The organism is Caproicibacterium amylolyticum, from assembly GCF_014467055.1.
GTDB lineage: Bacteria > Bacillota > Clostridia > Oscillospirales > Acutalibacteraceae > Caproicibacterium > Caproicibacterium amylolyticum.
In genome coordinates, this window is record NZ_CP060696.1 from 703,437 (window position 1) to 727,994 (window position 24,558).

The 24,558-nt window shown below is 49.2% G+C and carries 22 protein-coding genes and 1 tRNA gene; 17 read left to right on the top strand and 6 right to left on the bottom strand.

Translation table 11 applies throughout. The annotated features are described in order from the left end of the window. The first annotated feature begins 88 nt into the window (after nt 1-88). The 6 genes from H6X83_RS03135 (at nt 89) to H6X83_RS03160 (ending at nt 5,706) form a co-directional block, all read left to right on the top strand. Nucleotides 89-595, top strand: coding sequence for a DUF2798 domain-containing protein (locus tag H6X83_RS03135; RefSeq protein ID WP_212507721.1), 507 nt, complete (start codon nt 89-91; stop codon nt 593-595). A gap of 156 nt (nt 596-751) precedes the next feature. After that, nucleotides 752-2,659: a molecular chaperone HtpG gene (htpG, locus tag H6X83_RS03140; protein WP_212507722.1), complete on the top strand. Its 1,908-nt coding sequence runs from the start codon at nt 752-754 to the stop codon at nt 2,657-2,659. A gap of 255 nt (nt 2,660-2,914) precedes the next feature. Further along, the gene (locus tag H6X83_RS03145) at nt 2,915-3,685 is read left to right on the top strand and encodes a hypothetical protein (RefSeq protein WP_212507723.1); all 771 of its coding nucleotides are present in this window, start codon (nt 2,915-2,917) and stop codon (nt 3,683-3,685) included. Between the two features lie 97 nt (nt 3,686-3,782). Then, nucleotides 3,783-4,157: a RidA family protein gene (locus H6X83_RS03150; protein WP_212507724.1), complete on the top strand. Its 375-nt coding sequence runs from the start codon at nt 3,783-3,785 to the stop codon at nt 4,155-4,157. Nucleotides 4,158-4,305: 148 nt separating this feature from the next. Then, the gene (locus H6X83_RS03155) at nt 4,306-5,457 is read left to right on the top strand and encodes an aminotransferase class V-fold PLP-dependent enzyme (protein WP_246419477.1); all 1,152 of its coding nucleotides are present in this window, start codon (nt 4,306-4,308) and stop codon (nt 5,455-5,457) included. Between the two features lie 12 nt (nt 5,458-5,469). Further along, nucleotides 5,470-5,706: a putative Se/S carrier protein gene (locus H6X83_RS03160; RefSeq protein WP_212507726.1), complete on the top strand. Its 237-nt coding sequence runs from the start codon at nt 5,470-5,472 to the stop codon at nt 5,704-5,706. A gap of 54 nt (nt 5,707-5,760) precedes the next feature. On the opposite strand, the gene H6X83_RS03165 is transcribed toward H6X83_RS03160, so the two are convergent. Further along, entirely contained in the window at nt 5,761-7,275 is a 1,515-nt protein-coding gene (locus H6X83_RS03165) for a sialate O-acetylesterase (RefSeq protein WP_212507727.1), read from the bottom strand. 150 nt (nt 7,276-7,425) lie between these two features. On the opposite strand from H6X83_RS03165, the gene H6X83_RS03170 reads away from it, so the two are divergent. The 8 genes from H6X83_RS03170 to H6X83_RS03205 all read left to right on the top strand — a co-directional run bounded on the left by H6X83_RS03170 (nt 7,426) and on the right by H6X83_RS03205 (nt 17,161). Then, a tRNA-Leu gene (locus H6X83_RS03170) sits at nt 7,426-7,512 on the top strand. A gap of 111 nt (nt 7,513-7,623) precedes the next feature. After that, nucleotides 7,624-8,139: a GNAT family N-acetyltransferase gene (locus H6X83_RS03175; RefSeq protein ID WP_212507728.1), complete on the top strand. Its 516-nt coding sequence runs from the start codon at nt 7,624-7,626 to the stop codon at nt 8,137-8,139. A gap of 379 nt (nt 8,140-8,518) precedes the next feature. Further along, a complete protein-coding gene (locus H6X83_RS03180) occupies nt 8,519-9,544 on the top strand; it encodes a LacI family DNA-binding transcriptional regulator (RefSeq protein ID WP_212507729.1) in 1,026 nt (341 codons plus the stop codon). Between the two features lie 316 nt (nt 9,545-9,860). Next, nucleotides 9,861-11,285 (top strand): ABC transporter substrate-binding protein, encoded by a 1,425-nt coding sequence (locus tag H6X83_RS03185; protein WP_212507730.1) that lies wholly within the window; start codon nt 9,861-9,863, stop codon nt 11,283-11,285. 162 nt (nt 11,286-11,447) lie between these two features. Then, nucleotides 11,448-12,293 (top strand): carbohydrate ABC transporter permease, encoded by an 846-nt coding sequence (locus tag H6X83_RS03190; RefSeq protein WP_212507731.1) that lies wholly within the window; start codon nt 11,448-11,450, stop codon nt 12,291-12,293. Beyond that, complete coding sequence (locus H6X83_RS03195) at nt 12,293-13,168, top strand: carbohydrate ABC transporter permease (protein ID WP_212507732.1); 876 nt, start codon at nt 12,293-12,295, stop codon at nt 13,166-13,168. The genes H6X83_RS03190 and H6X83_RS03195 overlap by 1 nt, the downstream gene beginning before the upstream one ends. A gap of 49 nt (nt 13,169-13,217) precedes the next feature. Next, on the top strand, nt 13,218-14,810 hold the full coding sequence (gene malQ, locus H6X83_RS03200) for a 4-alpha-glucanotransferase (RefSeq protein ID WP_212507733.1): 1,593 nt from the start codon (nt 13,218-13,220) through the stop codon (nt 14,808-14,810). Between the two features lie 23 nt (nt 14,811-14,833). Beyond that, nucleotides 14,834-17,161, top strand: coding sequence for a glycogen/starch/alpha-glucan phosphorylase (locus H6X83_RS03205; RefSeq protein ID WP_212507734.1), 2,328 nt, complete (start codon nt 14,834-14,836; stop codon nt 17,159-17,161). 83 nt (nt 17,162-17,244) lie between these two features. On the opposite strand, the gene H6X83_RS03210 is transcribed toward H6X83_RS03205, so the two are convergent. Further along, nucleotides 17,245-17,592: an MmcQ/YjbR family DNA-binding protein gene (locus H6X83_RS03210; RefSeq protein WP_212507735.1), complete on the bottom strand. Its 348-nt coding sequence runs from the start codon at nt 17,590-17,592 to the stop codon at nt 17,245-17,247. 287 nt (nt 17,593-17,879) lie between these two features. Here H6X83_RS03210 and add point away from each other — a divergent pair, with 287 nt between their 5' ends. After that, nucleotides 17,880-18,887, top strand: coding sequence for an adenosine deaminase (gene add / locus H6X83_RS03215; protein ID WP_212507736.1), 1,008 nt, complete (start codon nt 17,880-17,882; stop codon nt 18,885-18,887). 9 nt (nt 18,888-18,896) lie between these two features. Here the strand turns inward: add and H6X83_RS03220 are convergent, their stop codons facing one another. Further along, on the bottom strand, nt 18,897-19,328 hold the full coding sequence (locus tag H6X83_RS03220; RefSeq protein WP_212507737.1) for a DMT family transporter: 432 nt from the start codon (nt 19,326-19,328) through the stop codon (nt 18,897-18,899). Between the two features lie 255 nt (nt 19,329-19,583). Here H6X83_RS03220 and H6X83_RS03225 point away from each other — a divergent pair, with 255 nt between their 5' ends. Then, nucleotides 19,584-19,826, top strand: a complete 243-nt coding sequence (locus tag H6X83_RS03225; RefSeq protein WP_212507738.1) for a hypothetical protein — start codon at nt 19,584-19,586, stop codon at nt 19,824-19,826. A gap of 2 nt (nt 19,827-19,828) precedes the next feature. On the opposite strand, the gene H6X83_RS03230 is transcribed toward H6X83_RS03225, so the two are convergent. After that, nucleotides 19,829-20,098 (bottom strand): acylphosphatase, encoded by a 270-nt coding sequence (locus tag H6X83_RS03230; RefSeq protein WP_246419480.1) that lies wholly within the window; start codon nt 20,096-20,098, stop codon nt 19,829-19,831. Nucleotides 20,099-20,331: 233 nt separating this feature from the next. On the opposite strand from H6X83_RS03230, the gene H6X83_RS03235 reads away from it, so the two are divergent. Further along, nucleotides 20,332-22,557, top strand: a complete 2,226-nt coding sequence (locus H6X83_RS03235; RefSeq protein WP_246419483.1) for a L,D-transpeptidase — start codon at nt 20,332-20,334, stop codon at nt 22,555-22,557. A gap of 173 nt (nt 22,558-22,730) precedes the next feature. On the opposite strand, the gene H6X83_RS03240 is transcribed toward H6X83_RS03235, so the two are convergent. After that, the gene (locus tag H6X83_RS03240; protein WP_212507740.1) at nt 22,731-23,891 is read right to left on the bottom strand and encodes a cysteine desulfurase family protein; all 1,161 of its coding nucleotides are present in this window, start codon (nt 23,889-23,891) and stop codon (nt 22,731-22,733) included. An 18-nt stretch (nt 23,892-23,909) separates the two neighbouring features. Then, on the bottom strand, nt 23,910-24,359 hold the full coding sequence (rnhA, locus tag H6X83_RS03245; RefSeq protein ID WP_212507741.1) for a ribonuclease HI: 450 nt from the start codon (nt 24,357-24,359) through the stop codon (nt 23,910-23,912). Nucleotides 24,360-24,558 lie beyond the last annotated feature (199 nt).

A 24,558-nucleotide genomic window follows, 5' to 3' on the forward strand; every position in this document is an offset into this window, starting at 1 on the left:
AATAAAATATACAGCGTGCAGCGAAAAACGTAAGTCCAGTTGTTTTTCACTGCGCGCTATTTTTAACGAATTCTTTGGAGGGAAAGAAATGCCAAAAACGAAATTTCAGGACGCCGTGTTCTCTGTGATGATGGTCTGCGTGATGGTCTACGCAATGGAAGTCTACAATATTGCACTGACGAATGGAGGTATGACAAATGCAGCCTTCCTGCAGGCGCTGAAAGATTTGCCGATGATGGCAGTTATAGCACTGGTACTGGAAAAATTGATTGCGGGTCGTTTTGCGCTAAAGCTTGCGGCTAAGCTTTTTACGCCCGGCGAGGGAAAACCAATTTTTTTCATACTGGCAATGGGTGCCTTTACCGTATGCATGATGTGTCCGATGATGAGCTGTGTGGCAACTCTGCTGTACAAACACGCAGGCAGCCAGTTTGTGGCTGCTTGGGTGCAAACGGCGGCAACGAACTTTCTAATGGCGCTGTGCTGGCAAATCTTTTTTGCCGGCCCGCTGGTGCGCTTTCTGTTTCGGCATCTGTTCCGCAAACAGATGGAAACGGACGGTACAGCAGTGGATGGGCAGCAGGCAGCTGCGTAAACCAGAAGCTTGGCAGATTTGCCGAGCTTTTTTCTTTTTACGCGACTTTTAATATTCACAATTTGTTTATTGCATTTTTTGCGCGAATGCGTTACAATGCTTTTAGCACTTGAAACGATAGAGTGCTAAATTTCAAAATTAGAGGCGGTTGTTGCAATGAAACAGTTCCAGGCAGAGTCAAAACGTCTTTTGGACTTAATGATTAATTCTATCTACACGCATAAGGAAATTTTTATGCGCGAGCTGATTAGCAACGCAAGCGATGCAATCGACAAATTGTACTACAAGTCTTTGCAGGAGGACGACACCGGCCTTTCCCGCGACGATTTTGCGATTCAGCTGACACTGGACAAAGAAAACCGTAAGATTGTGATTGAAGATAACGGCTGCGGCATGACTAAGGAGGAACTGGAAAAGAATCTGGGTACGATTGCAAAGTCCGGTTCCCTCAGCTTTAAGCAGGAAAATGAGAAAAAAGAAAATATCGATATTATCGGTCAGTTCGGCGTGGGCTTTTACGCAGCGTTCATGGTTGCAAAGCATGTGACTGTGGAAAGCAAAGCTTACGGCAGCGATGAGGCGTGGTGCTGGCAGAGCAGCGGTGCAGAGGGCTACACCGTTGATACCTGCGAAAAGGACAGCCACGGCACTAAAATCACGCTGGAAGTCAAGGACAATACCAATGACGATAATTATGATACCTACCTTGACCAGTACACCATTCAGAACTTGGTGAAAAAGTACAGCGACTATATCCGCTATCCTATCCGGATGGAAATGCACAAGAGCCGCCAGAAGCCGAAGCCGGAAAATGCTCCGGAGGATTACAAGCCGGAGTACGAGGATTACACCGAAAATGAAACACTCAACTCCATGGTTCCGCTCTGGCGCAAAAATAAGAACGAAATCAAAGAGGACGAGTACAACGATTTCTATAAGAGCAAATTTGGTGACTATGAGAACCCGCTGAAAGTGATTCACAGTTCTACCGAGGGTGTTTCCACTTACAATGCACTGCTCTTTATTCCGTCCCACGCAAGTTATGACTACTACACGAAGGACTTCGAAAAGGGCCTGCAGCTGTACAGCAACGGTGTGCTGATTATGGACAAGTGTGCGGATTTGCTGCCGGATTACTTCAGCTTTGTGCGCGGCCTTGTGGACAGCCAGGATTTGAACCTGAACATTTCTCGTGAAATGCTGCAGCATGACCGCCAACTGCACATCATTGCCGGCCGGCTTGAAAAGAAAATTAAGTCCGAGCTGGAAAGCATGCTGAAGAATGACCGTGAAAAGTACGAGCAGTTCTTTAAGGCATTCGGCCTGCAGCTGAAGTATGGTGTTTACAGCGACTTTGGTCAGCATAAGGATTTGCTGCAGGATCTGCTGCTGTTCCATTCCAGCAAAGAAAAGAAGCTGGTCACACTCAAAGAATATGTGGAGGGTATGAAAGAGGAGCAGAAGTTCATCTACTATGCAGCCGGCGAATCTGTTTCCAAGATTGATATGCTGCCGCAGACAGAAGCTTTGAAGGACAAGGGCTACGAAATCCTGTATTTGACAGACAATGTAGACGAGTTTGCTCTGCGGATTATGCACAGCTACAGTGAAAAGGAATTCAAGTCTGTTTCGGATGACGACCTTGGTTTGGAAACCGAGGAGGAAAAGGAAGCCGCAAAGAAAAAAGTTGAGGAAAACAAAGATATGCTCAACTTCATGAAGGATTCTTTGAACGGACAGGTCAAGCAGGTTATCCTTTCCACAAAGCTCAAGAGCCACCCGGTCTGCCTTTCCACGGACGGTGCACTGTCCATTGAAATGGAAAAAGTTCTTAACGCGATGCCAAACGGCAATGAAGAACAGGTAAAGGCGCAGCGTGTGCTGGAAATCAATGCAAACCACCCGATTTTCCAGAAGCTGACGGCACTTTATAAGTTGGATCAGGAGAAACTCAAGCAGTACACAAACCTGCTGTATACACAGGCGCTGTTGATTGAGGGCGTTTCCATTGATGATCCGGTTGCGTTCAGCAATCAGATTTGCAAACTGATGGTGGAAGATTAAAAGCTGCTGATACGAAAAAGCCATCGAAAGCGTTGCCATACAATCATAAAGCACCTCTTTACAAGCATCCATTCGTAAAGAGGTGCTTTTTTGATTTGTGTTGTTCGTATTGAAACCACAGGGCTTAGATTTGGAAATTATTTCAAAGCACATATTTTGGTAGACATTTCCACGGTACTGCCTTATAATAAAATCAAAATACTGTGAAAAGTATGAAAGACTGTAGCTTTCGAAATTGGAAAGGGGCGAGAAATTATGAAAAGCGTAAAACGACTATTGTGTGCACTCTTGGGGCTTAGCATGGCGGTAGGTGTCTGCGTAGTGCCGACCACAGCGGCCAGCCCGCAGCTTTATTCAGACACGACTTATGATATGCAGCGGGCAGTTGGGGAAAAATACTGCTTTTATGTACGTACCAACAGCGGGGAACCGCTTGCTTACACGGTCGGCAACGGCAAAGTGCTGCAGACTAAGCAGGAGTTCAGCACATTTGGCAAGCAGGTCGAAACGCTGGACGGCGCGGAATCACAGGAATTCTGGCTTTCCTTTACTTGCGTTGGGGAGGGCGAAACCGGTGTTTATGTGACACAGAGCGGAAACACGACCTGCCTGTTTAAAGTCAAAGTCAGCAATCAGACTATTTCCATGAAGCAGGCGGTAGGGACAAACGCGTCAAAGTACAAAAAGCTGCGGGTGCAGTACATGGACAACTACAAAATTGTAACAGACCGTCAGGAGATTGCAAAGCTGCTCAAGGAAATTGCACCGATTCGGCTGGAAAAAAAGCCGGACAGTACACCGCCAACCGGCGGATGGACTTATGCGATTGATTTTTATCCGACAAGCGGCAGCGGAAGTTATCATTTTATAGACGGCGGCGGTTCTTTCAGCAAAAAGGACGGCTGCACACTGGACGCACCCGTTGGGCGGTACTGGATTGCAGACAGAACATCCTACGTAACTTGGCACAAAACAATGGATGACTTTTACAAAAACGCGCCAGGTGCAATCAGTAAAGTGCAGTAAGCGGCAGAGATGCGGCAATTTTTTCATTCTTTCTCTGTCTTTCAGCGATGTAATGTGGTATACTGTGAAAAAGAATCTCATGGATGGAGGGAACAAGATGAATCAAGTGATTTCTGCGAAAAACGCACCGGAAGCTCTGGGGCCTTACTCTCATGCAATCCTTGCCGGCAATACGCTGTACCTTTCCGGTCAGCTGGGACTTGACCCCAAAAGCGGCACTCTGCCGCAGGGCGTGGATGCGCAGGCAAAGCAGTCTTTGGAAAATATCGGCGCAGTGCTCTCTGCTGCAGGCATGACTTATGCCAACGTTGTGAAAACTACAATTTTTCTGGCGGATATGGGCGACTTTGCGGCAATTAACGCCATATATGCTGGCTACTTTAAGGGAAACTGCCCCGCACGCTCCTGCGTGCAGGCAGCAGCTCTGCCAAAGGGCGCTCTGTTTGAAATGGAAGCGATTGCAGTCAAGTAAGACTGTAAATTGGAAAGCTGTGACGATGTGCCGCGTGGCATGCGTCGCAGCTTTTTTGTTATCTGTGTGTAGGACTTTGCAAATACACCGCAAAATGATATACTGTACAGGTGTCAAGACAACATTTTCAGCAGCGGAAGGAGAAACAGTGGAAAACTTTTTGTATTTTGATTCTGCTGCCACTAGCTTTTACAAGCCGGACTGCGTGTCAGAAGCAGTTTTGCGGGCGATGCAGCACATGACATCCTGCGGCAGAGGTGCCCATGAACTTTCGCTGAATGCTTCCCGAACAGTGTACCATACTCGCCAACTGCTTGCGGAACTTTTTCACGCACAAGGACCGGAGCAGGTTGCGTTTGCTTATAACGCAACGGATGCGCTGAATACTGCCATTTGCGGTGTTGTGCATCCTGATGACCGTGTGGTGACCACTGTGGCAGAGCACAATTCGGTTCTGCGTCCGCTGTACCGTCTGGAACAGGAATCCGGGGTCACGGTGGACTTTGTGCCTGCCGGGAAACACGGCGTCATTTCTGAGGAGGAAATTATCCGGCGGCTGGTGTCGGGCACGCGGGCATTGGTGTGCGCACATGCTTCCAACCTGACGGGAAATATGCTTTGCCTGGACAGGTTGGGTGCAGCTTGTCGGGAACGAGGCATTTTATTTGTGGTGGATGCTTCGCAGTCTGCAGGAATTTTGCCGATTGATATGGAACGGCAGAAGATTGATATTTTGTGCTTTACCGGGCACAAAAGCCTGTTGGGGCCGCAGGGAACCGGAGGGCTGTGCGTGCGCAGTGGGGTGCAGGTGCGGCCGCTGCGTGTTGGCGGCAGCGGTGTGCAGAGTTTTTCCAAAACACATCCGGTGCAGATGCCGACCACGCTGGAAGCCGGCACACTGAACGTGCAGGGCATAGCCGGACTGGGTGCGGCGGTGCAGTGGATTCTGGAGCAGGGGCGCGAAAACCTGTGTGCGAAGGAAATGCAGCTGACCCGCTGCTTTTATGAAGGTGTTCGAAATTTACCGCGGGTTACAGTTTACGGTGATTTTTCGGCGGGACTGCGCGCGCCAATCGTTTCATTGAATTTTGCCGACTTGGATTCCGGTGAAGCGGCGGAGGGGCTGGAGGAACGGTTTGGGGTGCTGATCCGTGCGGGTGGGCACTGTGCACCGCGAATGCACGAAGCACTCGGTACACAGCAGCAGGGTGCTGTGCGGTTTAGCTTTTCTCACTTCAATACGGAAGAGCAGATTGACCGGGGAATTGAAGCAGTGCGCACATTGGCGGCAGAACTGTGAGGAGGGTGAAAAATGCGTCAAAGGACAGACCGCTTTATTGTGGTGTTTGCCACCACAACGGACGCAATGCACATGGAACAAGTTTGTCGCGCACAGGGAACACCGGGACGGCTGGTGCCGATTCCACAGCAGCTTTCGGCAGGCTGCGGCCTTTGCTGGCGCGCAGACATTGCAGACCGCGGGCAAGTAGAACAAACAATGCGTGAAAATGCCTGCAATTGCGAAGCAGTTCATGTACTGAAATTATAAAAAGGCGCTTTCCAGTAGCTTAATGCTCGCGGGAAACGCCTTTTGGCTTTTTTGTTATGCCTGAATCAGGCAATGGAATGGCTTGAGCGGAAGGTTGGCGCTGTTAAAGAGATTGACTTCAACAAAGTCGGTTTCCGCAAATGAGAGCAGCAGGCTGCTGTGTATCGGTTCTGCCAGAGTCAGCAAAAGTTTGTGTCCCTGCACCTGCGTATTCACTATCTGGCAGGGGGAGGTTCCTGACCAGATGAAAAGACCGTTGACCGCATTACCGTTCAAACGCAGGCCTGTGCCTGCGTTTGCAAATGTCAGGGAGAGGGTCTGTCCGTCCCGTTCTGCACCGCAGAATTCCGGTGACTCGCAGAGAATGGATTCTCCGTAAACTTTGCCGCGTGCCAGCAAGGCCAGCCGTTCACCGACTTCTTTTTTGCGCTTGGGGTGAATGTCATCCCGCATGCCAAGATCCATAATGGAAGTCATGGCGGTGTAAGGTACGGCTTTTGCAACCAGTTCCTGTTTTTCACGCACAGTCGGATAGTTGGTTCCCAGACAGTCCAGCCAGTGATGGAAAGGTGCCAGCTGTACAAACAGGAACGGAAGAGTGCTGTCCTGCCACTCCCGGCGCCAGCAGGCAATCAGTTCGGTGAACAGTCGGTCGTAAAGTGCCGCGTGGCCTTCATCACTTTCTCCTTGATACCACAGAATGCCCTTTACTGGAAACGGTGTAATCGGCTTCAGCATATGTTCAAACAATGTGCCGGGTTTGTGGGTATTGTACGGCCCAAGCGGTACGCAGGGTTCACCGGCATGCTCCTTGGCGAAGCGCAGCTGATTTTCAAAGGACAGACCATACATCATCTGTGCCCAGTCACGGTTGTGCTCCGGAGAATCTTCAAAAGCGTATCCGGCAAGCGCTTCTTTTCTATTTTGTGCCAAATCAATTCCTGCAATGGAATTTCCGTATTCCTCCAGATATACGGAAAGTGGGGAATCCCGCATGCAGGCAGTGTCAAGCCATGCGGAAGCGGAGGTGCCGCCCCAGTTGCAGCCGATGATGCCAACTGGTACATTCAGTTCTGGCTGAATGGCGTGGGCGAAGTAATAGCCCGGTGCGGAAAAGCGTTCCCACGCGGAATCCTGCTCTTCAAACCAGTAACCGGTGTCCGGTGTGGAACGCTGCTGACCCGCAAAGGCGATGCGGGTGCAGTTGTACATACGGATATTCGGATTTTTGATCTGCTTTTGGGTGGCTTTCCACTGGGTATCGTATCGCAGGAAAAACTCCATGTTGGACTGCCCGCCTGCAACCCATACATCACCGACTGCAATGTCCGAAAAATGAAAAGCAGGTGTGCCGTCAGCGGTAATATCCAATGTCAGGTTAGTGCAAGTGTCCGCGGCAGGCAGTTCACAACGCCAGCAGCCGTTTGCGACAACTGTCTCAGTTTTGTCACAGCCTATCTGCACCTGTACACTGGTACCGTTTTCTCCGGTTCCCCAGATAATGCGCGGCTTGCCGCGCTGAAATATCATTTTATTTCCAATTAGTTCTGCTGCTTGAATTTTGCTCATGCATTTTTCCTCCTGCACTTTTCAACTGTTATTCATCATAGCAGTTGAAAAAGATACTGTAAACCTGCACACGCGCACAAATACAAATTTTTTTAGTGCGAAAAATGTCTTGCAAAAAAAACAATGATGTAGTATAATAATAAAGTATTAGCCGGAATGATGGAATTGGCAGACGTGCGGGACTCAAAATCCCGTGGTGGCGACACCGTGCGGGTTCGACCCCCACTTCCGGCACCATAGAAAAAGGAAGAAAAGCCTGCGCAGTTTTTGCGCAGGCTTTTCTCTGAACAAACAGAACTGGAAAGCAACTTTTTTATCATCGTGAATTGTAAAAATGAGGGCAAGAAAATGCACAGTTATTTTATGTGTACCAAAAGGATCAGTTTTTCTAAATGGACGGTCTCTGATCTGAATTTGGCGACTGAACTGTGGGGGGATAAAGAAGTTACGCGGTTTATTTATGCATCCGGTGAATTTACAGCGCAGGATATTCAGCGTCGTTTACAGACGGAAATCGAAAATGAAAAAAATTATGGTGTTCAGTATTGGCCTATTTTTAATATTGAATCTGGTGAATTTATTGGCTGCTGTGGGTTGCGACCATGCAGGGACGAAAAACTGGTGTATGAAATTGGCTGCCACTTGCACAAAAAGTACTGGGGAAAGGGTTATGCTTCTGAAGCAGTGCAAGCGGTTATACAGTATGGTACTTCTGCACTGAAAGCGACTAAAATATGTTTAGGGCATCACCCAAAGAACGCTGTGCCCAAAAAGTTGGCAATAAAGTTCAGATTTCGATATATTGGGGACGAATTTTATGAACCGACAGGGCTGTACCATCCTACTTATGAGTTGATTTTATAAATGAAATGTGATTGGTATATGCAAAAAAGGCTGCCGCTTGTTTTGTGCTTGCGGCAGCCTTTTTTGCATTGGAAGAAAATATAATAATGGAAAACGTATAAGCGCTTTTAGTTAGTTATCACTAACTAAAATAAATTTTATCAAAATCTTTATGTTTTGTCAACTGTGCAATTTTGTAAGTGCCACAATTAAGGATTCTGCTTTTGTGTTCTGCTTGTGCATTATAAGAGAAAAATGAGCCGAAAAGCGGCAAAATGTATAATTGTATAAAATTAAGCACAACTTTTCTGTTTGACATGTGTTTTCGTTAATGATAACATAAAAAATAAAGTAACTTACATTGGGCAGACTGACGCATAAAGACGGGAAGTTGAAAACTATGAATTCATTAAGTATTCGGGATATCGCAAAAATGGCCGGTGTTTCAGTAACCACCGTTTCACGTGTGTTGAACGGTTATCCGGATGTCAGTGAAGCAACCAAAATACGGGTGCAGCAGGTGATTGAAGAATGCGATTATCAGCCAAACAATGCGGCACGCAACCTAAAGCGTACGCACAGCAATACAGTAGGGCTGCTGATGGAAGGCAGTGCGACTCCTTTTATTACGGATCTGTCCGACATTATTGAAGAAGAAATCAATGCACACGGCTATGCACTGGTGCCGCACCGTGTGATGAATGGTGTGAGCGGCGTGGATACCGCGGTACAGCTGGTGATGGAAAAGCGCTTGCAGGGGCTGATTATCTGCGGCGGTTATTTCATTCATTCTTTGGAGCAGCTGCAGCGCTTACCGGTGCCGAGTGTTTTTTGCACGACCACACTGACAGGTATTGACCATGCGGCTTACTCCAGTGTACATGTAGATGACCGGCAGGCTGCCATGGAAGCGGTGGATTACCTTTGCTCCATTGGACACCGGGACATTGCCATACTTGGTGGTATCGAGCATGACCAGGGCGGTGTTTCCAGCCAGCGTCTGCGCGGCTACTGTGATGCGCTGAGCAAGAACGGCATTTGCTTTGACCCTGCTTTTGTGCGTTACTGCGGATTGTTTACCATGCAGCGTGGCTACGATGCAACCTGTGAGCTGCTGGCAAGCGGGCGCAGACCGACCGCTATTTTCTGTGTGGCTGACGAGCTTGCGGTTGGTGCCTGCAAGGCAATTTTTAACGCAGGACTGAGCGTTCCGCAGGATATTTCTGTAATGGGCTACGACGGCACAGAGATTGCCCGCTTTTATGAACCGTCCATCTGCAGTGTGCGGCAGCCAAAAGAGGGAATCGCAAAGAAAACGGTTGAGGTCTTAGTCAGCCTGATGGAGAAGAAAGGGCAGAACCGTCATATTGTGTTTCCAACCGAAATCGTTACCGGAGGATCGTGTGCTTCGCCCCGAAAAGCCTAGATTTTTCGGCCTTTTTGCGGAAAGGCAAAGTGCGGTGCAGAAGCCTTTTATTAAACAAAATTTTAGTTGTATTTTTTGACGATTTTTTGAAAAGATATTAATACACACAAAAATAGAACTTGGTATATAAAAAAATTAAAAAAAGTCACAAAAAGCTATTGCATATTCAAAAACGCTGTGCTATTATATAGTCAATCCCGGAAACGTTTCCGAAATCGTTCGTAACTTTGCGGTAACGTTTCCGAGAATCGAGATTTCATTGGAGCCTGTATTGAGTAATGCATGAATTTGTATGCAAAAAAGGAGAGTATTGGCTATGAAACACAATGCAAAAAAAATCTTTGCAGCCGCGCTGGCAGCATCCTTGGTAGCAGCCTCGTTCACAGGCTGCGGCGGTTCAACTTCCAGCAGTTCCGCTGCAGCAGGAGGCAGCTCCGCTGCTTCCACTGGGTCTGCAGCAGCTTCTTCCGGCAAAGGACAGGTCTACTACCTGAACTTTAAACCGGAACAGGCTGACCAGTTCAATGCCATTGCAAAAGCCTACACCGAAAAAACGGGTGTTCAGGTAAAAGTGCAGACTGCGGCTTCCGGTACTTATGAGCAGACACTGAAGTCTGAAATGGCTAAAAGTGATGCGCCGACCATCTTCATCTGCAACGGCCCTGTTGGCTACAAAACTTGGGGCAGCTACTGCGCTGACCTGACCAACACCGACCTTACAAAGCACCTGACAGACGCTTCGCTGTCCCTGAAGGACGGCGACAAGGTCGTTGGTCTGCCGCTGGCAGTTGAGGGTTATGGCATTATTTACAATCAGGCCATCATGGATAAGTACTTCAAGCTTGACGGTGCCAAAGCAAAGAGTATGGACGAAATCAACAGTTTCGCGAAACTCAAAGCTGTTGCAGAGGACATGACCGCAAAGAAAGATAAGTTGGGTATTAAGGGCGTGTTTGCGAACACATCTCTGAAAACCGGCGAAGACTGGCGCTGGCAGACCCATCTGGCAAACTTGCCGATTACCTACGAACTGCAGGACAGCAACAAGACTGTTACAGCGGGCGTAAATGAAGTTCAGTTCAAGTATGCGAATGAATATCAGAACATCTTTGACCTCTACCTGAACAACTCCACAGTTGACAAAAAGCTGCTCGGCAGCAAGAGCGTCGGCGATTCCACCGGTGAGTTTGCACTTGGCCAGTGTGCTATGATGCAGAACGGCAACTGGGTATGGAGCGATATCAGTAAGACTGACGGCAATGTTGTTGAGAAAGATGACATCAAGTTCCTGCCGATTTACACCGGTCACACCGGTGAAGAAAAACAGGGTCTGTGCATCGGCACTGAAAACTTTGCCTGCGTCAACACCAAGGCAAGTGCTGACGACCAGAAGGCTTCCATTGACTTCCTCAAATGGCTCTACACCGGCGATGGTATGGACTATGTAACAAAGGGCGCAAGTGACGGAGGCCTGGGCTTCATTGCTCCGTATGATACCTTTAAGGGCAAATCTCCTGACGATCCGCTTGCAAAGCAAGTTACCGAATGGCAGAACAAAGAAGGTATTAAGACCATTCCGTGGGACTTCACCTGCTTCCCGAGCCAGAACTTTAAGAACAAATTCGGCGCTGCCCTGCTGCAGTACGCACAGGGTCAGAAGAGCTGGGATGATGTTAAGAGCGAATTTGTTACAGACTGGAAGAAAGAAGCATCTGCATCTGCTTCCACAGCAAGCAAGTAAAAGAACAGCAGCCGTTTAACGGCTTGACAAAAAGATAGTGGGTGCAGTTGCAGAACTCACTCACTATTTTTTTGTACAAACAAGCGTGGCTGCTTTTTCAGAAAATAGTATCATTGCATCTATTAGAATATCAGTCGGAAAAATCTAAGGAGGGAATTCACCATGCAAAAAACACTGCGCAAGTATTGGGCGTTCTTTACACTTCCCACGCTTGTTTGCTTTGCGATTGCTTTCTTCATCCCGTTTATCATGGGGTGCGGCCTTTCATTTACAAAGTTCACTACGGTTACAGACGCAAAACTTGTCGGCTTTTCAAACTACATCAAGGCATTCTCAGGTGATACCAGTTTCCTTTCCGCCCTGGGCCGCTCCGTGGTGTTTACAATTGCGTGTGTTGTTCTGATTAACCTGTTTGGTTTTGTTCTGGCATTGCTGCTGACCCGCAAAATGCGCGGCACCAATGCTTTCCGTACAATTTTCTTCATGCCAAACCTGATTGGCGGCATCGTGCTTGGCTACATTTGGCAGTTGATTTTCAACGGCGTACTTATTAATTATCAGCTGACGCTGACAAGTGACGGTAAGTTCGGCATTATCGGTCTGATTATTCTGATGTGCTGGCAAATGACCGGCTACATGATGGTTATTTACATTGCCGGCCTGCAGAATGTTAGCCCTGACCTGATTGAGGCTGCACAGATTGATGGCGCAACGGCGTGGCAGACTTTGATCCATGTAAAAATTCCGATGGTCATGCCTGCAATCACTATCTGCATGTTTATGACTCTGACCAATTCCTTTAAGCTCTTTGACCAGAACTTGGCTTTGACAAACGGTGCACCGGGAGATGCGTCCGCTTTGGTTGCTCTGGACATTTACAAGACTTTCTACAGCCGCCCCGGTTATGAGGGCGTTGGCCAGGCAAAGGCAGTCATCTTTACGATTATCGTTGCAGTGGTTGCTATGATTCAGCTGCGCGCTACCCGTGAAAAGGAGATTGAAAACTAATGGTTAAGCAAAATAATAAAGTTTCCAATGCAGTTATTACAGTTATCATGATTCTGCTGTCCTGCGTTTTCGTTGCTCCTATCCTGATTGTTTTGATGAACTCCTTTAAGGGCAAACTCTTTATCAGCGACCAGCCGTTTACTTTCCCAACTTTTGCAAAGCAGGACATGGGGGAAGCGGGTATCCTGCCCAAAACCTTTGTCGGCGGCAAAAACTATGTAAACGGCATTGAAAAGATTCACTTCTGGGGTGCACTGGGGCGTTCCGTTTTCATCACGATTTTTGCGGTTGTCATTATCGTTTTGTTCACCGCAATGACAGCATGGTTTGTTACCCGTGTGAAAAACCACTATACCAGTACACTGTACTATTTATTTGTTTTCTCCATGGTCATTCCTTTCCAGATGGTCATGTTCGCAATGACCAAGGTTGCAAACGTTCTGCATCTCGACAATCCGATTGGCATCCTTGTTTTATACCTCGGATTTGGCGCGGGTATGTCTGTGTTTATGTTCTCTGGCTTTGTAAAGGGAATACCGGTCGATATTGAGGAGGCAGCCACAATAGATGGCTGCAACCCGATCCAGTGCTTCTTTAAGGTTGTATTCCCGGTTATGAAGCCGACCGCTATCACCGTTGCCATTCTGAACGCAATGTGGGTCTGGAACGACTACCTTATGCCTTATTTGGTGATGGGCAAGGATTACCCGACCATCCCGATTGCCATTCAGTACCTGCAGGGCGGTTATGGCAGCATTGACATGGGTGCTATGATGGCAATGCTGATTCTGGCAATCATTCCAATCATCATCTTCTACGCATTCTGCCAGAAGTACATTATTGAGGGCGTTGTTGCCGGTGCTGTTAAGGGCTGAGTACGCTATGGGGAAAAATTTAGAGGAAAGAAACAGAGGTGTGAAGAAGATGCAGATTGCAAAGAAACAGCAGCGGCTTGGCCGCGGTGCAGGGGTGCTCCTGCCGGTGGCCAGCCTGCCTTCACGGTTCGGAATCGGTACATTCGGCAAGGAGGCCTACAAATTCATTGACTTTCTGCAGGCAGCCGGTCAGCGCTACTGGCAGGTGCTGCCGCTGGGACCGACCAGCTACGGCGACAGCCCATACCAGAGCTTTTCTGCCTTTGCCGGTAACCCCTATTTCATCGACCTTGAAACTTTGATTGATGAGGGACTGCTGACTTGGGAAGAAGTTTGTGCGCCGGGCTGGGGCAGTAATCCGGCAGATGTGGATTACTCCAAAATTTACCTAAGCCGCTTTTCGGTGCTGCGCAAGGCTTGCGCACGCAGCCGCCATACCGACACAGTAGAATACCATGAATTCTGCAGACATAATCAGGAATGGCTTGAGGATTACAGTTTTTACATGGCAGTCAAAATGCATTTTGACGCGCATGAGTGGCTTAGGTGGCCGGAGGATATCCGTACCGCCCAGCCGGAAGCTGTTGCAAGTTACCGCAGAGAATTGAAAAATGACATTGAATTTTGGAAATTCTGCCAATTCAAATTCTTTGAGCAGTGGTATAAACTAAAAGCATATGCGAATGAACGCGGCATTCAGGTAATCGGCGACATTCCGATTTATGTTTCGCTGGACAGCGCGGATGTCTGGATGCATCCGGACTTGTTCCAGCTTGACGAAAAGCGCCGTCCAACAGCAGTGGCGGGCGTACCGCCGGACAATTTCAGCGCGACCGGTCAGCTGTGGGGCAATCCGCTTTATGATTGGAATGCAATGGCAGAAGATGACTTTGCGTGGTGGAAAAAGCGCATGGCATTTTCCGCAAAGATCTACGACATTGTCCGTGTTGACCATTTTATCGGCATTGTCCGGTACTATGCGATTCCCTATGGCGACCTCACCGCGGAAAACGGTGAGTGGCGCCGAGGCCCGGGTGCTGCACTGGTCAGCGCCATCAGCACAGTGATGGGGGACTCCAAGATTATCGCGGAGGACCTTGGCTGTGTGGTGCCGGAGGTGGAGCAGCTGCGTGACGCGGCTGGCTACCCCGGCATGAAGATTCTGGAGTTCGCGTTCGACAGCGGCAGCGCTAATACAAACCTGCCGTGCCACTACGAACCAAACTGCGTAGTGTACGGCGGCACGCATGACAATGAAACGCTTGCCGGCTTTTTCCCGCATCAGTCCCGCTACAGCAACCACTTTGCATGTGACTACCTTCATGTGCATAAGAAAAAGCATCTGCCTGCAGCCTGCATCCGTGCCGCTTATGAAAGCGTTGCGGATACTGCGGTGCTGCAGATACAGGATTGGCTTGGCCTTGGAAATGAGGCACGCACAAACTTTCCCTCAACCATTGGGACAAACTGGCGCTGGCGCTTACAGCCGGGCCAGCTGACAGAAACACTCAGCCGCAGAATGCACGACATGTGCGAACTGTATGCACGTCTGCCGCTGGTTGAACCGGAAGAACTGCCGCAGGATGAGGAAGAAAAACCTGCCGCAGAAAAAAGCAAAACCGAAAAAATTTTAAAGGCTTAAAGGAAGCAAAGGAGGACTTGCGTATGCAGCCATTTCAGGAAGCAATCGTTAAGAAGTTGAAGGAAGAGTATCACACCGAATTGGGCAAGGCAACAACCAAACAGCTTTACAATGCTGTATCCAAAGCAGCACTCGAAACCTGCTGGGACACTTGGCAGAAGCCAGTAACAGGCAAAACAGCCTGCTACCTTTCCGCGGAGTTCCTTGTGGGACGTTTGATTCACAGCAATCTGCTGAATCTGGGCCTGCTGGGAGAAACCGAAAACCTGCTGAAAGATGCCGGGATTAACCCCAATGTCTTTGAGGATGTGGAGGATGATGCTCTGGGCAACGGCGGCCTTGGCCGTTTGGCAGCCTGCTTCCTGGACAGCGCTGCTACACAGGGCGTTCCGCTGATGGGCTATGGCATTCGTTACCGTTATGGGCTGTTTAAGCAGCACTTTGCTTACGGCTGCCAGCAGGAAGAAGCGGACGACTGGCTTTCCTGGGGCGACCCGTGGAGCGTCCGACGCGATGACGAAAAAGTCCGCATTAACTTCGGTGACCAGAGCGTTTGGGCAGTTCCGTATGATATGCCAATTATCGGCTACGGCGGCAAGATGGTGAATACCCTGCGCCTGTGGCAGGCGGAGGCGATTGCGCCGTTTGACTTCAACCTCTTCAACGAGCAGAAGTATAACGATTCTGTGCAGCAGAAGAACGACGCGGAGGCGATTTCCGCTGTTCTGTATCCAAACGATGATACCGATGCCGGCAAGCGCCTGCGCCTGAAGCAGCAGTATTTCTTCTCCAGCGCTTCCCTGCAGACCATCTTTGCGGCTTACACCGCAAAGAACGGCACAGATTACAGCAAGTTTGCGGATACTTATGCGGTGCAGCTGAATGACACGCATCCGACCGTTTCCATTCCGGAACTGCTGCGTCTGCTGATGACGCAGGGACACCTGGAGTTTGAGCCTGCATTCCAGATTGTACAGAAGACTTTTGCTTACACAAACCATACGATTATGGCAGAGGCACTTGAAAAATGGAGCCTGTCGCTGTTCCAGTCCGTGCTGCCTGAAGTTTATCCTTATGTGGTGCTGCTGCAGAACCGCCTTTCCAATGAGCTTGTGAAAAAGAATATTGCCGAAACCAGCAAATACAACCTGATTCAAGATGGCATGATTCACATGGCGCGGATGGCAATTTACGCAACACATTCCACAAACGGCGTTGCGAAAATTCACACAGAAATCATCAAAAACAGCGCTTTGCCGGAGTGGTATGCGCTTTACCCGGAGCGCTTCAATAATAAAACAAACGGTGTGACCCAGCGCCGCTGGCTGGCACTCTGCAACCGCGAACTGGCAGCCTTTATCACCGACCGCATTGGCAACGGCTGGATTACCGACTTTGCGCAGCTTGAGAAGCTGAAGCCTTACGCGGAGGATGCCGCTTCCCGCAAGCAGTTCCTGCAGATCAAGCGCACAAAGAAAGATCAGCTGGCAGATTACATGTACCGCAAGGATAATTTCGGCCTGAACACCGGCAATATTTTTGACATTCAGGTAAAGCGCCTGCACGAGTACAAGCGCCAGCTGCTCAATGCATTCTCCATTCTGGACATTTACTTTGGCATTAAGGACGGCCGCATTAAAGAATTCAACCCGACCACCTTTATCTTTGGCGCCAAGGCTGCTCCGGGCTATTACCGTGCAAAGGGTATCATTAAGTTTATTAACGAGGTTGCAAACCTTGTGAATTATGACAACGATGTCAACCGCAAAATGCAGGTCATTTTTGTAAGCAACTACAATGTTTCCTACGCAGAGAAGCTGATTCCCGCCGCAGACCTCAGCGAGCAGATTTCCACCGCGGGCACAGAAGCTTCCGGTACCAGCAACATGAAGTTTATGATGAACGGTGCGCTGACACTGGGCACCTATGACGGTGCAAATATTGAAATCGTGCAGAACGCGGGCGAAGAAAACAACTACATTTTCGGCGCACGTGTGGAAGACCTTGAAAAAATCAAGGATTCTTATGACCCGAAGAAGCTTTATGCCGAGCAGCCGCGCATTAAGCGCGTAATGGATACGCTGATTGATGGCACCCTGACAGACGGCGGCACCGGCTGGTTCCAGGAGCTGTACAATTCCATTCTGGAGGGTGCCAGCTGGCACAAGCCGGATAATTACTATCTGCTGCTGGACTTCCTGCCGTACTGTGATGCTCGTCTGCAGGCAAACAAAGACTATGCAGACCAGGATGCCTTTGCAAAGAAATGCCTGCTGAACATTGCTGCAGCCGGTCCGTTTACCAGCGACCGTACCATTCAGCAGTATGCGGAAGAAATCTGGCACGTTTAAGATTCCTGCTGTTTGAATTTGTTTTTCCGTCTTAGTTTCTAATAAATGCAATGATACGAAAAAGCGTCCGGCCCAATTCGGGGTCAGACGCTTTTTCCTTTTTGATGGGATTGTGTTAATTGATAGCTGTCCTCTATCATTTCCTGCAGGTCACGAAGCGGTATAGCTTTGTTAGGGTACACGGTGTTCCAGTGCAGTTTGTTCATGTGCCACGCGGGTGTTACACCACTGTAGGTACTGCGCCAGAATTCGGCTTTTTCCGGTTCACACTTCAGATTGATGCACAGTTCACCGTTTAAGTGCAGAATCATGCCGAACCATTTGCGATTGCCGCGGTGCCGCAGTACAGGTGTGTTATCATCACGAAAAGGATAATCTACACACGCATCTGGAAACCGCAGACAGAGGTTTAAAAGCTGCTTTTCATTCATATAATTTCACCACTTTTTTCTATCATAACAAAAGCGGCTTTAAAAGAAAAGCAAAAAACAAAATTTTCGCATAAAACCGCGAAAAGTAACAAAATATTAGCAAAACGAAATAAATTTCGGGCATTTGGTTACAGATCCGTTCATTGACAGCCGCTGTTCAATCAGTCTATAATCACAGGTAAGGACAGTCGCTTTTTGGAAAGGGACTGCCGCAAAATTTACAAACCATTCCTGTTTTTAGGGAATGTGTGTAAACTTCAATATCGTAATGAAAGGGGAGAATACCCATGGAATTTTCATTCCCGAAAGTCGAACTCCATTTACACTTGGACGGTTCACTGGTTTTAACTGACGCATGGAAGATGGCAATACAACAAGGACTGGTTAGGGAAGAAGACGGCTTCCAAAGCTTTTGCCGAAAAATGCAGGTGCCGCAGTCCTGCCGCAGCCTTACAGAATATCTAAAATGCTTTGAGTTAGCGGATGCAATGCTGCAAACCGCCGACGCACTGGAGCGTGCGGCGGAGCAGCTGCTGATACAGCTTTCCGGGCGGGGTGTAGCCTATGCGGAATTGCGCTTTGCACCACAGCTGCACGGTGAAAAAGGTTTGACACAAGAGCAGGCGGTGCAGGCGGTTCTATGCGGTGTTCACCGCGCTGAGCGGGAAACTGACATTCGGGCAGGTGTGCTGTTGTGTGCGATGGTTACTACCGGCCAGCCGGATGTGGACAGGCAGAATGAGCGTACCTTTTACCTTGCGGCGGAATATCGCAAAGAAGGCGTAGCCGGGGTGGATTTGGCAGGTGCGGAAACCGCGCGGCCAATGGAAGACTTTCGCGGCCTGTTCCGCATCGCGCGAGACCTTGACCTGCCGTTTACGATTCATGCAGGAGAGGCAGGCGGGCCGGAAAATGTCCGTACCGCAGTGGAATTCGGCGCACGCAGAATTGGGCACGGATGCAGTGCAATTCGCTCTCCGGCAGTGATGGACTTGCTCAAGCGGGAACAGATTACTTTGGAAATGTGCCCAACCAGCAATTTGCAGACCGGTGCGGTGCCGTCTTTGCAGGAACATCCCATACGCCGTTTTGCAGAGTATGGGATTCCGGTAACTGTGAATACAGACGACAGCACCTGCTCCGGCACAACGCTGGACATAGAATACGAAAAAGTGATGCAGCTCGGTTTTACACAAAAAGATCTAGTGCGGATGAACTGCAATGCCGCAAAGGCTGCATTTCTACCCGAAAAAGAAAAAGCCGCGCTGCTTGCACGGCTAAAAGCATGGATGTAAAAATTCTTGTCAGACTTTCCACTTGAACAGCAGTACACCGCCAATCATCAGGGCAACACCGGCAAATTTTTGCCAGCCAAATGGAATCCTTTCAGAATCGAACCAGCCGAAAGCATCGATCAGTGCGGCCGCGAGCAGTTGTGCAATCAAAATGATGGAAATTGCCACGGTTGGGCCAAGCCCTTTGATTGCCAGCATAACCGTAATGGTGATGATAATGCCGAAAACGCCGCCAAGCAGATAAATCTTGCTGGTGTGCGCGACTGCGGCAAGATTTCCGCTTCCTAAAAACAGTACCGCCAGCACGGAAAGCACAAACGCGGTTCCCTGCACAATCATGTTTGCTTCGTAAAGTCCAACGCGGTCGCCAAGGCGGGTGTTCATAACTCCCTGCACGCTCATGGCAACGCCGGCAAGCAGGCTGCAGATGAATCCCAGCAAATATCTCCCTCCCAAATGGAAAACAGTTATAAAATCACTTTTCCCTTTTGAATTTCAAAAATTCAGGTTTTCTTGAAAAGTTCAGATTTTTACCGCATTCTGTGTTTCCACTGCTTTTCTTTGACAAATTTCATGTTGTAAAAATACAGAAATTTATGTATACTTGTGGGAAAATAAGCATTTGTACTGACAGAAGTTTTCCAAAAAGCGAAAACGCTGACCGGTACTAAAAAAGGAAAGGCGGTAAGAAGGATTATGCCACGTAGAAAAAAGGAAGAAAACATGAGTTTAAATGAGCGCATCGAGTTGGTGGATACGCAGATTTCGGAGTGCAAGGAATCACTGGTTTCTTTAAAAAGCCAGAGAAAAGAGTTAGAAAACGCCCGTGATGAGGAAGCAATGCAGAATATTTACGATTTTATCAAGGCATCCGATATGACGCCAACGGAGTTTCTTTCCGTACTACAGGAAAAAGCCGCGGGGCAGGAGGAATTGTAAATTCAGCGAATGATCTCAAAACGGCTTTCGCCGGGCTGCTCCGCAATCTTTTTACAGTCCAGTGCGTCCACTTGTGCAAAGGCGTTTCCATACTGTACTTCTTTTAAAAACTGTTCCAGTTTGCAGGCACTGCCCTGTACTTCCAGCGAAACGCTTGCATCCCATTGGTTTTTGACCCAGCCGGTCAGTCCGAGGTTTGCTGCGGACTGGCTTACATAATAACGGAAGCCGACCCCCTGCACCATTCCGGTCACTTTCACCCTGTATCGCATGATTTTATACACATCCTTTAAAAAACTAGCTGCTGGCATTCATTATAAAATGCCGCAAAGTCTGTTGCAATATGAATTTTTATGATAAAATAAAGGAGGAACCGTTTACCAGAAATCTGCCGAAAAATTTACCGGTGGATTTTTTACCACTCCGGCTCTTGATACAGACTAAGTAGGTTTGTACTGTCGGATGTGCCTGCTTTGTCTGTTCAGAGCAGAAAGGAGAGGACACAATGAAGAAGAAACATAAACGAAACTGTCCTGCATATGTCATGACTGCTTTGGTGGCGGCCGGTGTTGCGGCGGCAGTCACGATGCCGGTACATGCTGCCGGGGAGAGCAGCACCGCTTCTTTGCCGGATTCCAATACTTCTGTAAAATCTGCTGCCAATGTAACAACAGAGTCAGCCGTAAAGACGGAAGAAACCACGAGTGCTTTGACGCTGAGCCACAGTTCTCTGTTTTTTGGGGAACCGGGTGGCACGGCAAAATTCACCATCAAGGCGGCTAAGAACGCAGCTCCGGCAGTTGCCAGTTCTGACCCAGCAGTTGCCCAGGTGCAGGTCGGTGATTGGGACGAGCAGGCCGGGGGGTATGTGTGTACAGTTACTGCACAGGCAGCCGGAAAAGCGGTTTTAGTGGTAACGTTTGGCGAAGAAAAGAAGGAACTGCCGGTTACAGTAGAAAAAAAGGCTGTGGGAGACAATATTGATGTCTGGATGGACACTACCGGCCGCTATACATTTCAAGGGCTGGGTAAAAGTTACTCCCTGCTGATTAAAACTTCTTCCAATGTACTGCCGGTGTGCACCAGTGTAGATCCTTCCGTAATGACCGCATCTCAGCCGGTTTGGGATAGCCGCCTGAATGGGTATATGTGTAAGCTGACCTCCGTTGGTGAGGGTGAAACTGCCTTGACCGTACAGGCTGGCGGTACGAAAAAAGTGCTTGAAACGGCTGTGACGATTCCACCGACCAAACTGTGGATGGACACTTCCTCCTATCAGTTCTATTCACCAGGGCAGCAATACACAGTGCTGCTGCGCACCACACCGGATACAAAGCTGGCTGTTGCCACAAGTGATGTTTCTGTTGCGGCTGCCGGGCAGCCGGTTTGGAACAAAGGTGTGAACGGATATCTTTGCCGGCTGACCGCCGGAAAAGAAGGCGAAGCCACAGTAACCTTTACAGCCGGAAAAACGGTGCGGACCCTTACGGTAGAGGTTTCCTACAAGCCGGTTATGATTACCCGCGATACATATTCGTACACGTTCCGTACACCCGGACAGAAGTATACAATGTTTGTGAAAACAGCAACGAATATTTGTCCGCAGATTCTTTCTTCTGACGAAAAAGTGGTCACAGGCATTACCACCGTGTGGAACGCGAAGAAGAAAGGTTACTACTGCACCATGCAGGCCGGAGAGACTGCCGGAAAAGCAGACGTATCCATTACGGCAGGCAGTACAACCGTAACGGTGTCGGTGACAACAGATTTGAGAGCCGACACGATTTCGCTGGACACTTCCAGTTATCAGTTCCATTACCGGAACCAGAGTTATCAGATGCTGGCGAAATTTTCTTCCGGAGCGGTGCCGGTCATTTCCGTATCCAATCCATCGGTTGTGTCGGTGGGAACCAGTAAGGACAAATCCGGCAGCTTTTTCGTTTACGTAACAGCAAAGGCAAACGGTGAGGCAGATGTGTTTGTACGCGCGGGCAGTACAACCGCCAAAATGCACGCAGCGGTTGATTTTCAGCCGATTAACATTCTTTCCAGTACCGGAAGCTGCAGCTTTACCGGCGCATCGCAGAGCAGCATCATTACTTTTTACACTTCCTATAATCTTGCTCCAAAGTTTTCCACTTCCAACAGCCGAGTAGTTGCTGTGCAGAATTTGGGCTGGAGTACTTCTGCAAACGGTTACCAGTGCAAAGTGATTGCTGGTGGAGAGGGCAGCGCTTCGGTTACGGCAAGCATTGCCGGTGTTGCTGGAAAGAGTGTCAGTGCAACGGTAAAGTATCCGATGCCAACTACAGAGCAGTCCATGCTGCAGCACGCACAACGTTACAGCAGCGGTACAGGATACTTACTGACGGTGGATACAGCGAACCACCGTGTCGGTGTTTATACCGGCCGGCAGGGACACTGGAAGCAGCTTTACAACTGGGCCTGCGCGAATGGCGCGGCTGGAACGCCAACGGTAAAGGGCGAATTTACTGTGCAGGCACGCGGCTACTATTTTGATTCCGGTTACGCGCGGTGCTTTTACTACACACAGTTCTACGGCGGATATATGTTCCACTCTGTGCTGTACACCCAGACAGCAACACCAACTTCTACAATTGACGGCCGGGTCGGTATGGCGCTTTCACACGGCTGTGTCCGGCTGCAGCTTGCAAATGCAAAGTGGATTAACCAGAACATTCCGTGGAGCACAAAAGTCGCAGTTTATTGAAGTACCTAAATGAATCAATAGAAACGGCGCTTTTCGGGGCATGATTGCCTTGAAAAGCGCCGTTTTTTTATTTGTAACCTGCGCACAATTTGCTTTTTGCTGTTTTCTTAGAAAGTGACTACAGTGCGGCGTGCAGCTGGGAAAAATTTACTGTAAGGGCTTTGATACATATTCTACTTTGCAAACGGCTGAAAGCTGCGCAATTTGGAAACGACCTCAGGGATGACTTGCAGAAGACGTTCCACATCCGCTTCCGTATTCTGTACGCCGAGCGAAAGACGAAGCGAACTGCGGGCCTGTTCTTTGGAAAGACCGATTGCCTGCAGAACATGGCTCGGATCTATACTGCCGGCGGTACAAGCAGAACCGGAGGAAGCACAAATGCCCGCTTGGTCCAGCATAAGCAGCAGCGATTCCCCCTCAATGCCGTCGAAACGGAGATTCAGGTGCCCCGGCAGGCGGCTGTCCCCGCCGTTTCGGTGACAGCCCGGCACAGCGAAAAGCAGACCGCTTTCCAGCCGGTCACGCAGGGCACTGACGCGTGCAGCATCTGCTTCCAAAGAAGCGGTACGCCCTTTGAGCGCTGCGGCCATGCCGACGATACCGGCAATATTTTCAGTGCCGCCGCGACGTCCCTGCTCTTGTGCACCGCCGTCCATAAGGGGTGAGGGGTGCAGATTCCGGCGGATGTAAAGCACACCGGTTCCTTTTGGCCCGCCAAATTTGTGTGCGGAAAGAGAGAGCAGGCCAATGTTTTGCCGGTGCACATCAATCGGCAGGTGTCCTGCTGCCTGTACGGCGTCCGAATGAAATGGAACACCATGCTTTTTGCAGACATCAGCCAGTTTCTCGATTGGCTGAACAGTTCCCAGTTCGTTGTTTGCAAACATAATGCTGACCAGCGCGGTGTTTTCCGTAATAGCAGCTTCCAATTCCTGCGGCGAAACGTAACCCTCAGCGGAAACCGGCAGATAAGTCACATGAAATCCGTAATGTGCTAAAGCTTTACACGCATGTAAAACAGCATGATGCTCAAAGGCAGAAGTGATTATGTGCTTTTTGCCGTTTTCCGCTTGACAGCGGGCAATTCCTTTAATTGCCCAGTTATCGCTTTCTGTACCGCAGGCTGTAAAGGCAATCTCTTCCGGCTCTGCACCGAGGCAGGCCGCGATGTCATCACGTGCCTGCTCCACCGCTCTGCGGGCGCGGCGCCCCGGACCGTAAAGCGCAGAAGGATTTCCAAATTCAGTTGTTAGATAGGGCTGCATAGCAGCCAGCGCATTTTCGGAAAGCGGTGTAGTTGCCGCATTGTCAGCGTAAATCAGTTTCTGCATGACGCAGTTCCTTCCTTATTATAATTCTCCGTTCTTGATCCGTGTCCACTCGGAAACTGCCAAATGGTCACAGCGTTCATTTTCAGGGTGGCCGGCGTGCCCCTTGACCCAGACAAAGCGTACCTGATGCCGCTCTAATTGTACCAGCAGGCGTTCCCACAGGTCACGGTTCAAGGCGGGTTTGCCGTCAGCTTTTTTCCAGCCGCGCCGCTGCCAGGAGCGTACCCACCCCTTGGTGACAGCATCACAAACGTAGCGGCTGTCCGTTGTCAGGGTGACTTCACATGGCTCTTTCAAGCATGCAAGTGACTCAATAACGGCGGTCAGTTCCATACGGTTGTTGGTCGTGTCTGCTTCACCGCCGGAAAGTTCTTTTTCTGCCGTTTTGTAACGCAGAACAGCACCCCATCCACCCGGACCCGGATTGCCGGAGCAGGCACCGTCTGTGAAAATATCGAGATGTTTCATTGACTTTCCTTCCTTTCTGTTTGAAAGTGCCGGCAGCAGCACAAACTACTGATTGTGTAATTGCTGTGGCTGTGCCGGTGCTGGAAGTGGAATTCTAGTATAACACATTTCTGGTTTGCAGCAAAGCCCGTGCGGTATCCCCTTGACACTGGACGAAAATCACGTTACAATAGTTGAAAATGTAAGCGTGTGTCATGGT

Excerpts from the sequence above, each read along its gene's own strand:
- H6X83_RS03135 (WP_212507721.1), top strand. The coding sequence starts at position 89 with ATGCCAAAAACGAAATTTCAGGACGCCGTGTTCTCTGTGATGATGGTC.
- htpG (WP_212507722.1), top strand. The coding sequence starts at position 752 with ATGAAACAGTTCCAGGCAGAGTCAAAACGTCTTTTGGACTTAATGATT.
- H6X83_RS03145 (WP_212507723.1), top strand. The coding sequence starts at position 2,915 with ATGAAAAGCGTAAAACGACTATTGTGTGCACTCTTGGGGCTTAGCATG.
- H6X83_RS03150 (WP_212507724.1), top strand. The coding sequence starts at position 3,783 with ATGAATCAAGTGATTTCTGCGAAAAACGCACCGGAAGCTCTGGGGCCT.
- H6X83_RS03160 (WP_212507726.1), top strand. The coding sequence starts at position 5,470 with ATGCGTCAAAGGACAGACCGCTTTATTGTGGTGTTTGCCACCACAACG.
- H6X83_RS03165 (WP_212507727.1), bottom strand. The coding sequence starts at position 7,275 with ATGAGCAAAATTCAAGCAGCAGAACTAATTGGAAATAAAATGATATTT.
- H6X83_RS03175 (WP_212507728.1), top strand. The coding sequence starts at position 7,624 with ATGCACAGTTATTTTATGTGTACCAAAAGGATCAGTTTTTCTAAATGG.
- H6X83_RS03180 (WP_212507729.1), top strand. The coding sequence starts at position 8,519 with ATGAATTCATTAAGTATTCGGGATATCGCAAAAATGGCCGGTGTTTCA.
- H6X83_RS03185 (WP_212507730.1), top strand. The coding sequence starts at position 9,861 with ATGAAACACAATGCAAAAAAAATCTTTGCAGCCGCGCTGGCAGCATCC.
- H6X83_RS03190 (WP_212507731.1), top strand. The coding sequence starts at position 11,448 with ATGCAAAAAACACTGCGCAAGTATTGGGCGTTCTTTACACTTCCCACG.
- H6X83_RS03195 (WP_212507732.1), top strand. The coding sequence starts at position 12,293 with ATGGTTAAGCAAAATAATAAAGTTTCCAATGCAGTTATTACAGTTATC.
- malQ (WP_212507733.1), top strand. The coding sequence starts at position 13,218 with ATGCAGATTGCAAAGAAACAGCAGCGGCTTGGCCGCGGTGCAGGGGTG.
- H6X83_RS03205 (WP_212507734.1), top strand. The coding sequence starts at position 14,834 with ATGCAGCCATTTCAGGAAGCAATCGTTAAGAAGTTGAAGGAAGAGTAT.
- H6X83_RS03210 (WP_212507735.1), bottom strand. The coding sequence starts at position 17,592 with ATGAATGAAAAGCAGCTTTTAAACCTCTGTCTGCGGTTTCCAGATGCG.
- add (WP_212507736.1), top strand. The coding sequence starts at position 17,880 with ATGGAATTTTCATTCCCGAAAGTCGAACTCCATTTACACTTGGACGGT.
- H6X83_RS03225 (WP_212507738.1), top strand. The coding sequence starts at position 19,584 with ATGCCACGTAGAAAAAAGGAAGAAAACATGAGTTTAAATGAGCGCATC.
- H6X83_RS03230 (WP_246419480.1), bottom strand. The coding sequence starts at position 20,098 with ATGCGATACAGGGTGAAAGTGACCGGAATGGTGCAGGGGGTCGGCTTC.
- H6X83_RS03235 (WP_246419483.1), top strand. The coding sequence starts at position 20,332 with ATGAAGAAGAAACATAAACGAAACTGTCCTGCATATGTCATGACTGCT.
- H6X83_RS03240 (WP_212507740.1), bottom strand. The coding sequence starts at position 23,891 with ATGCAGAAACTGATTTACGCTGACAATGCGGCAACTACACCGCTTTCC.
- rnhA (WP_212507741.1), bottom strand. The coding sequence starts at position 24,359 with ATGAAACATCTCGATATTTTCACAGACGGTGCCTGCTCCGGCAATCCG.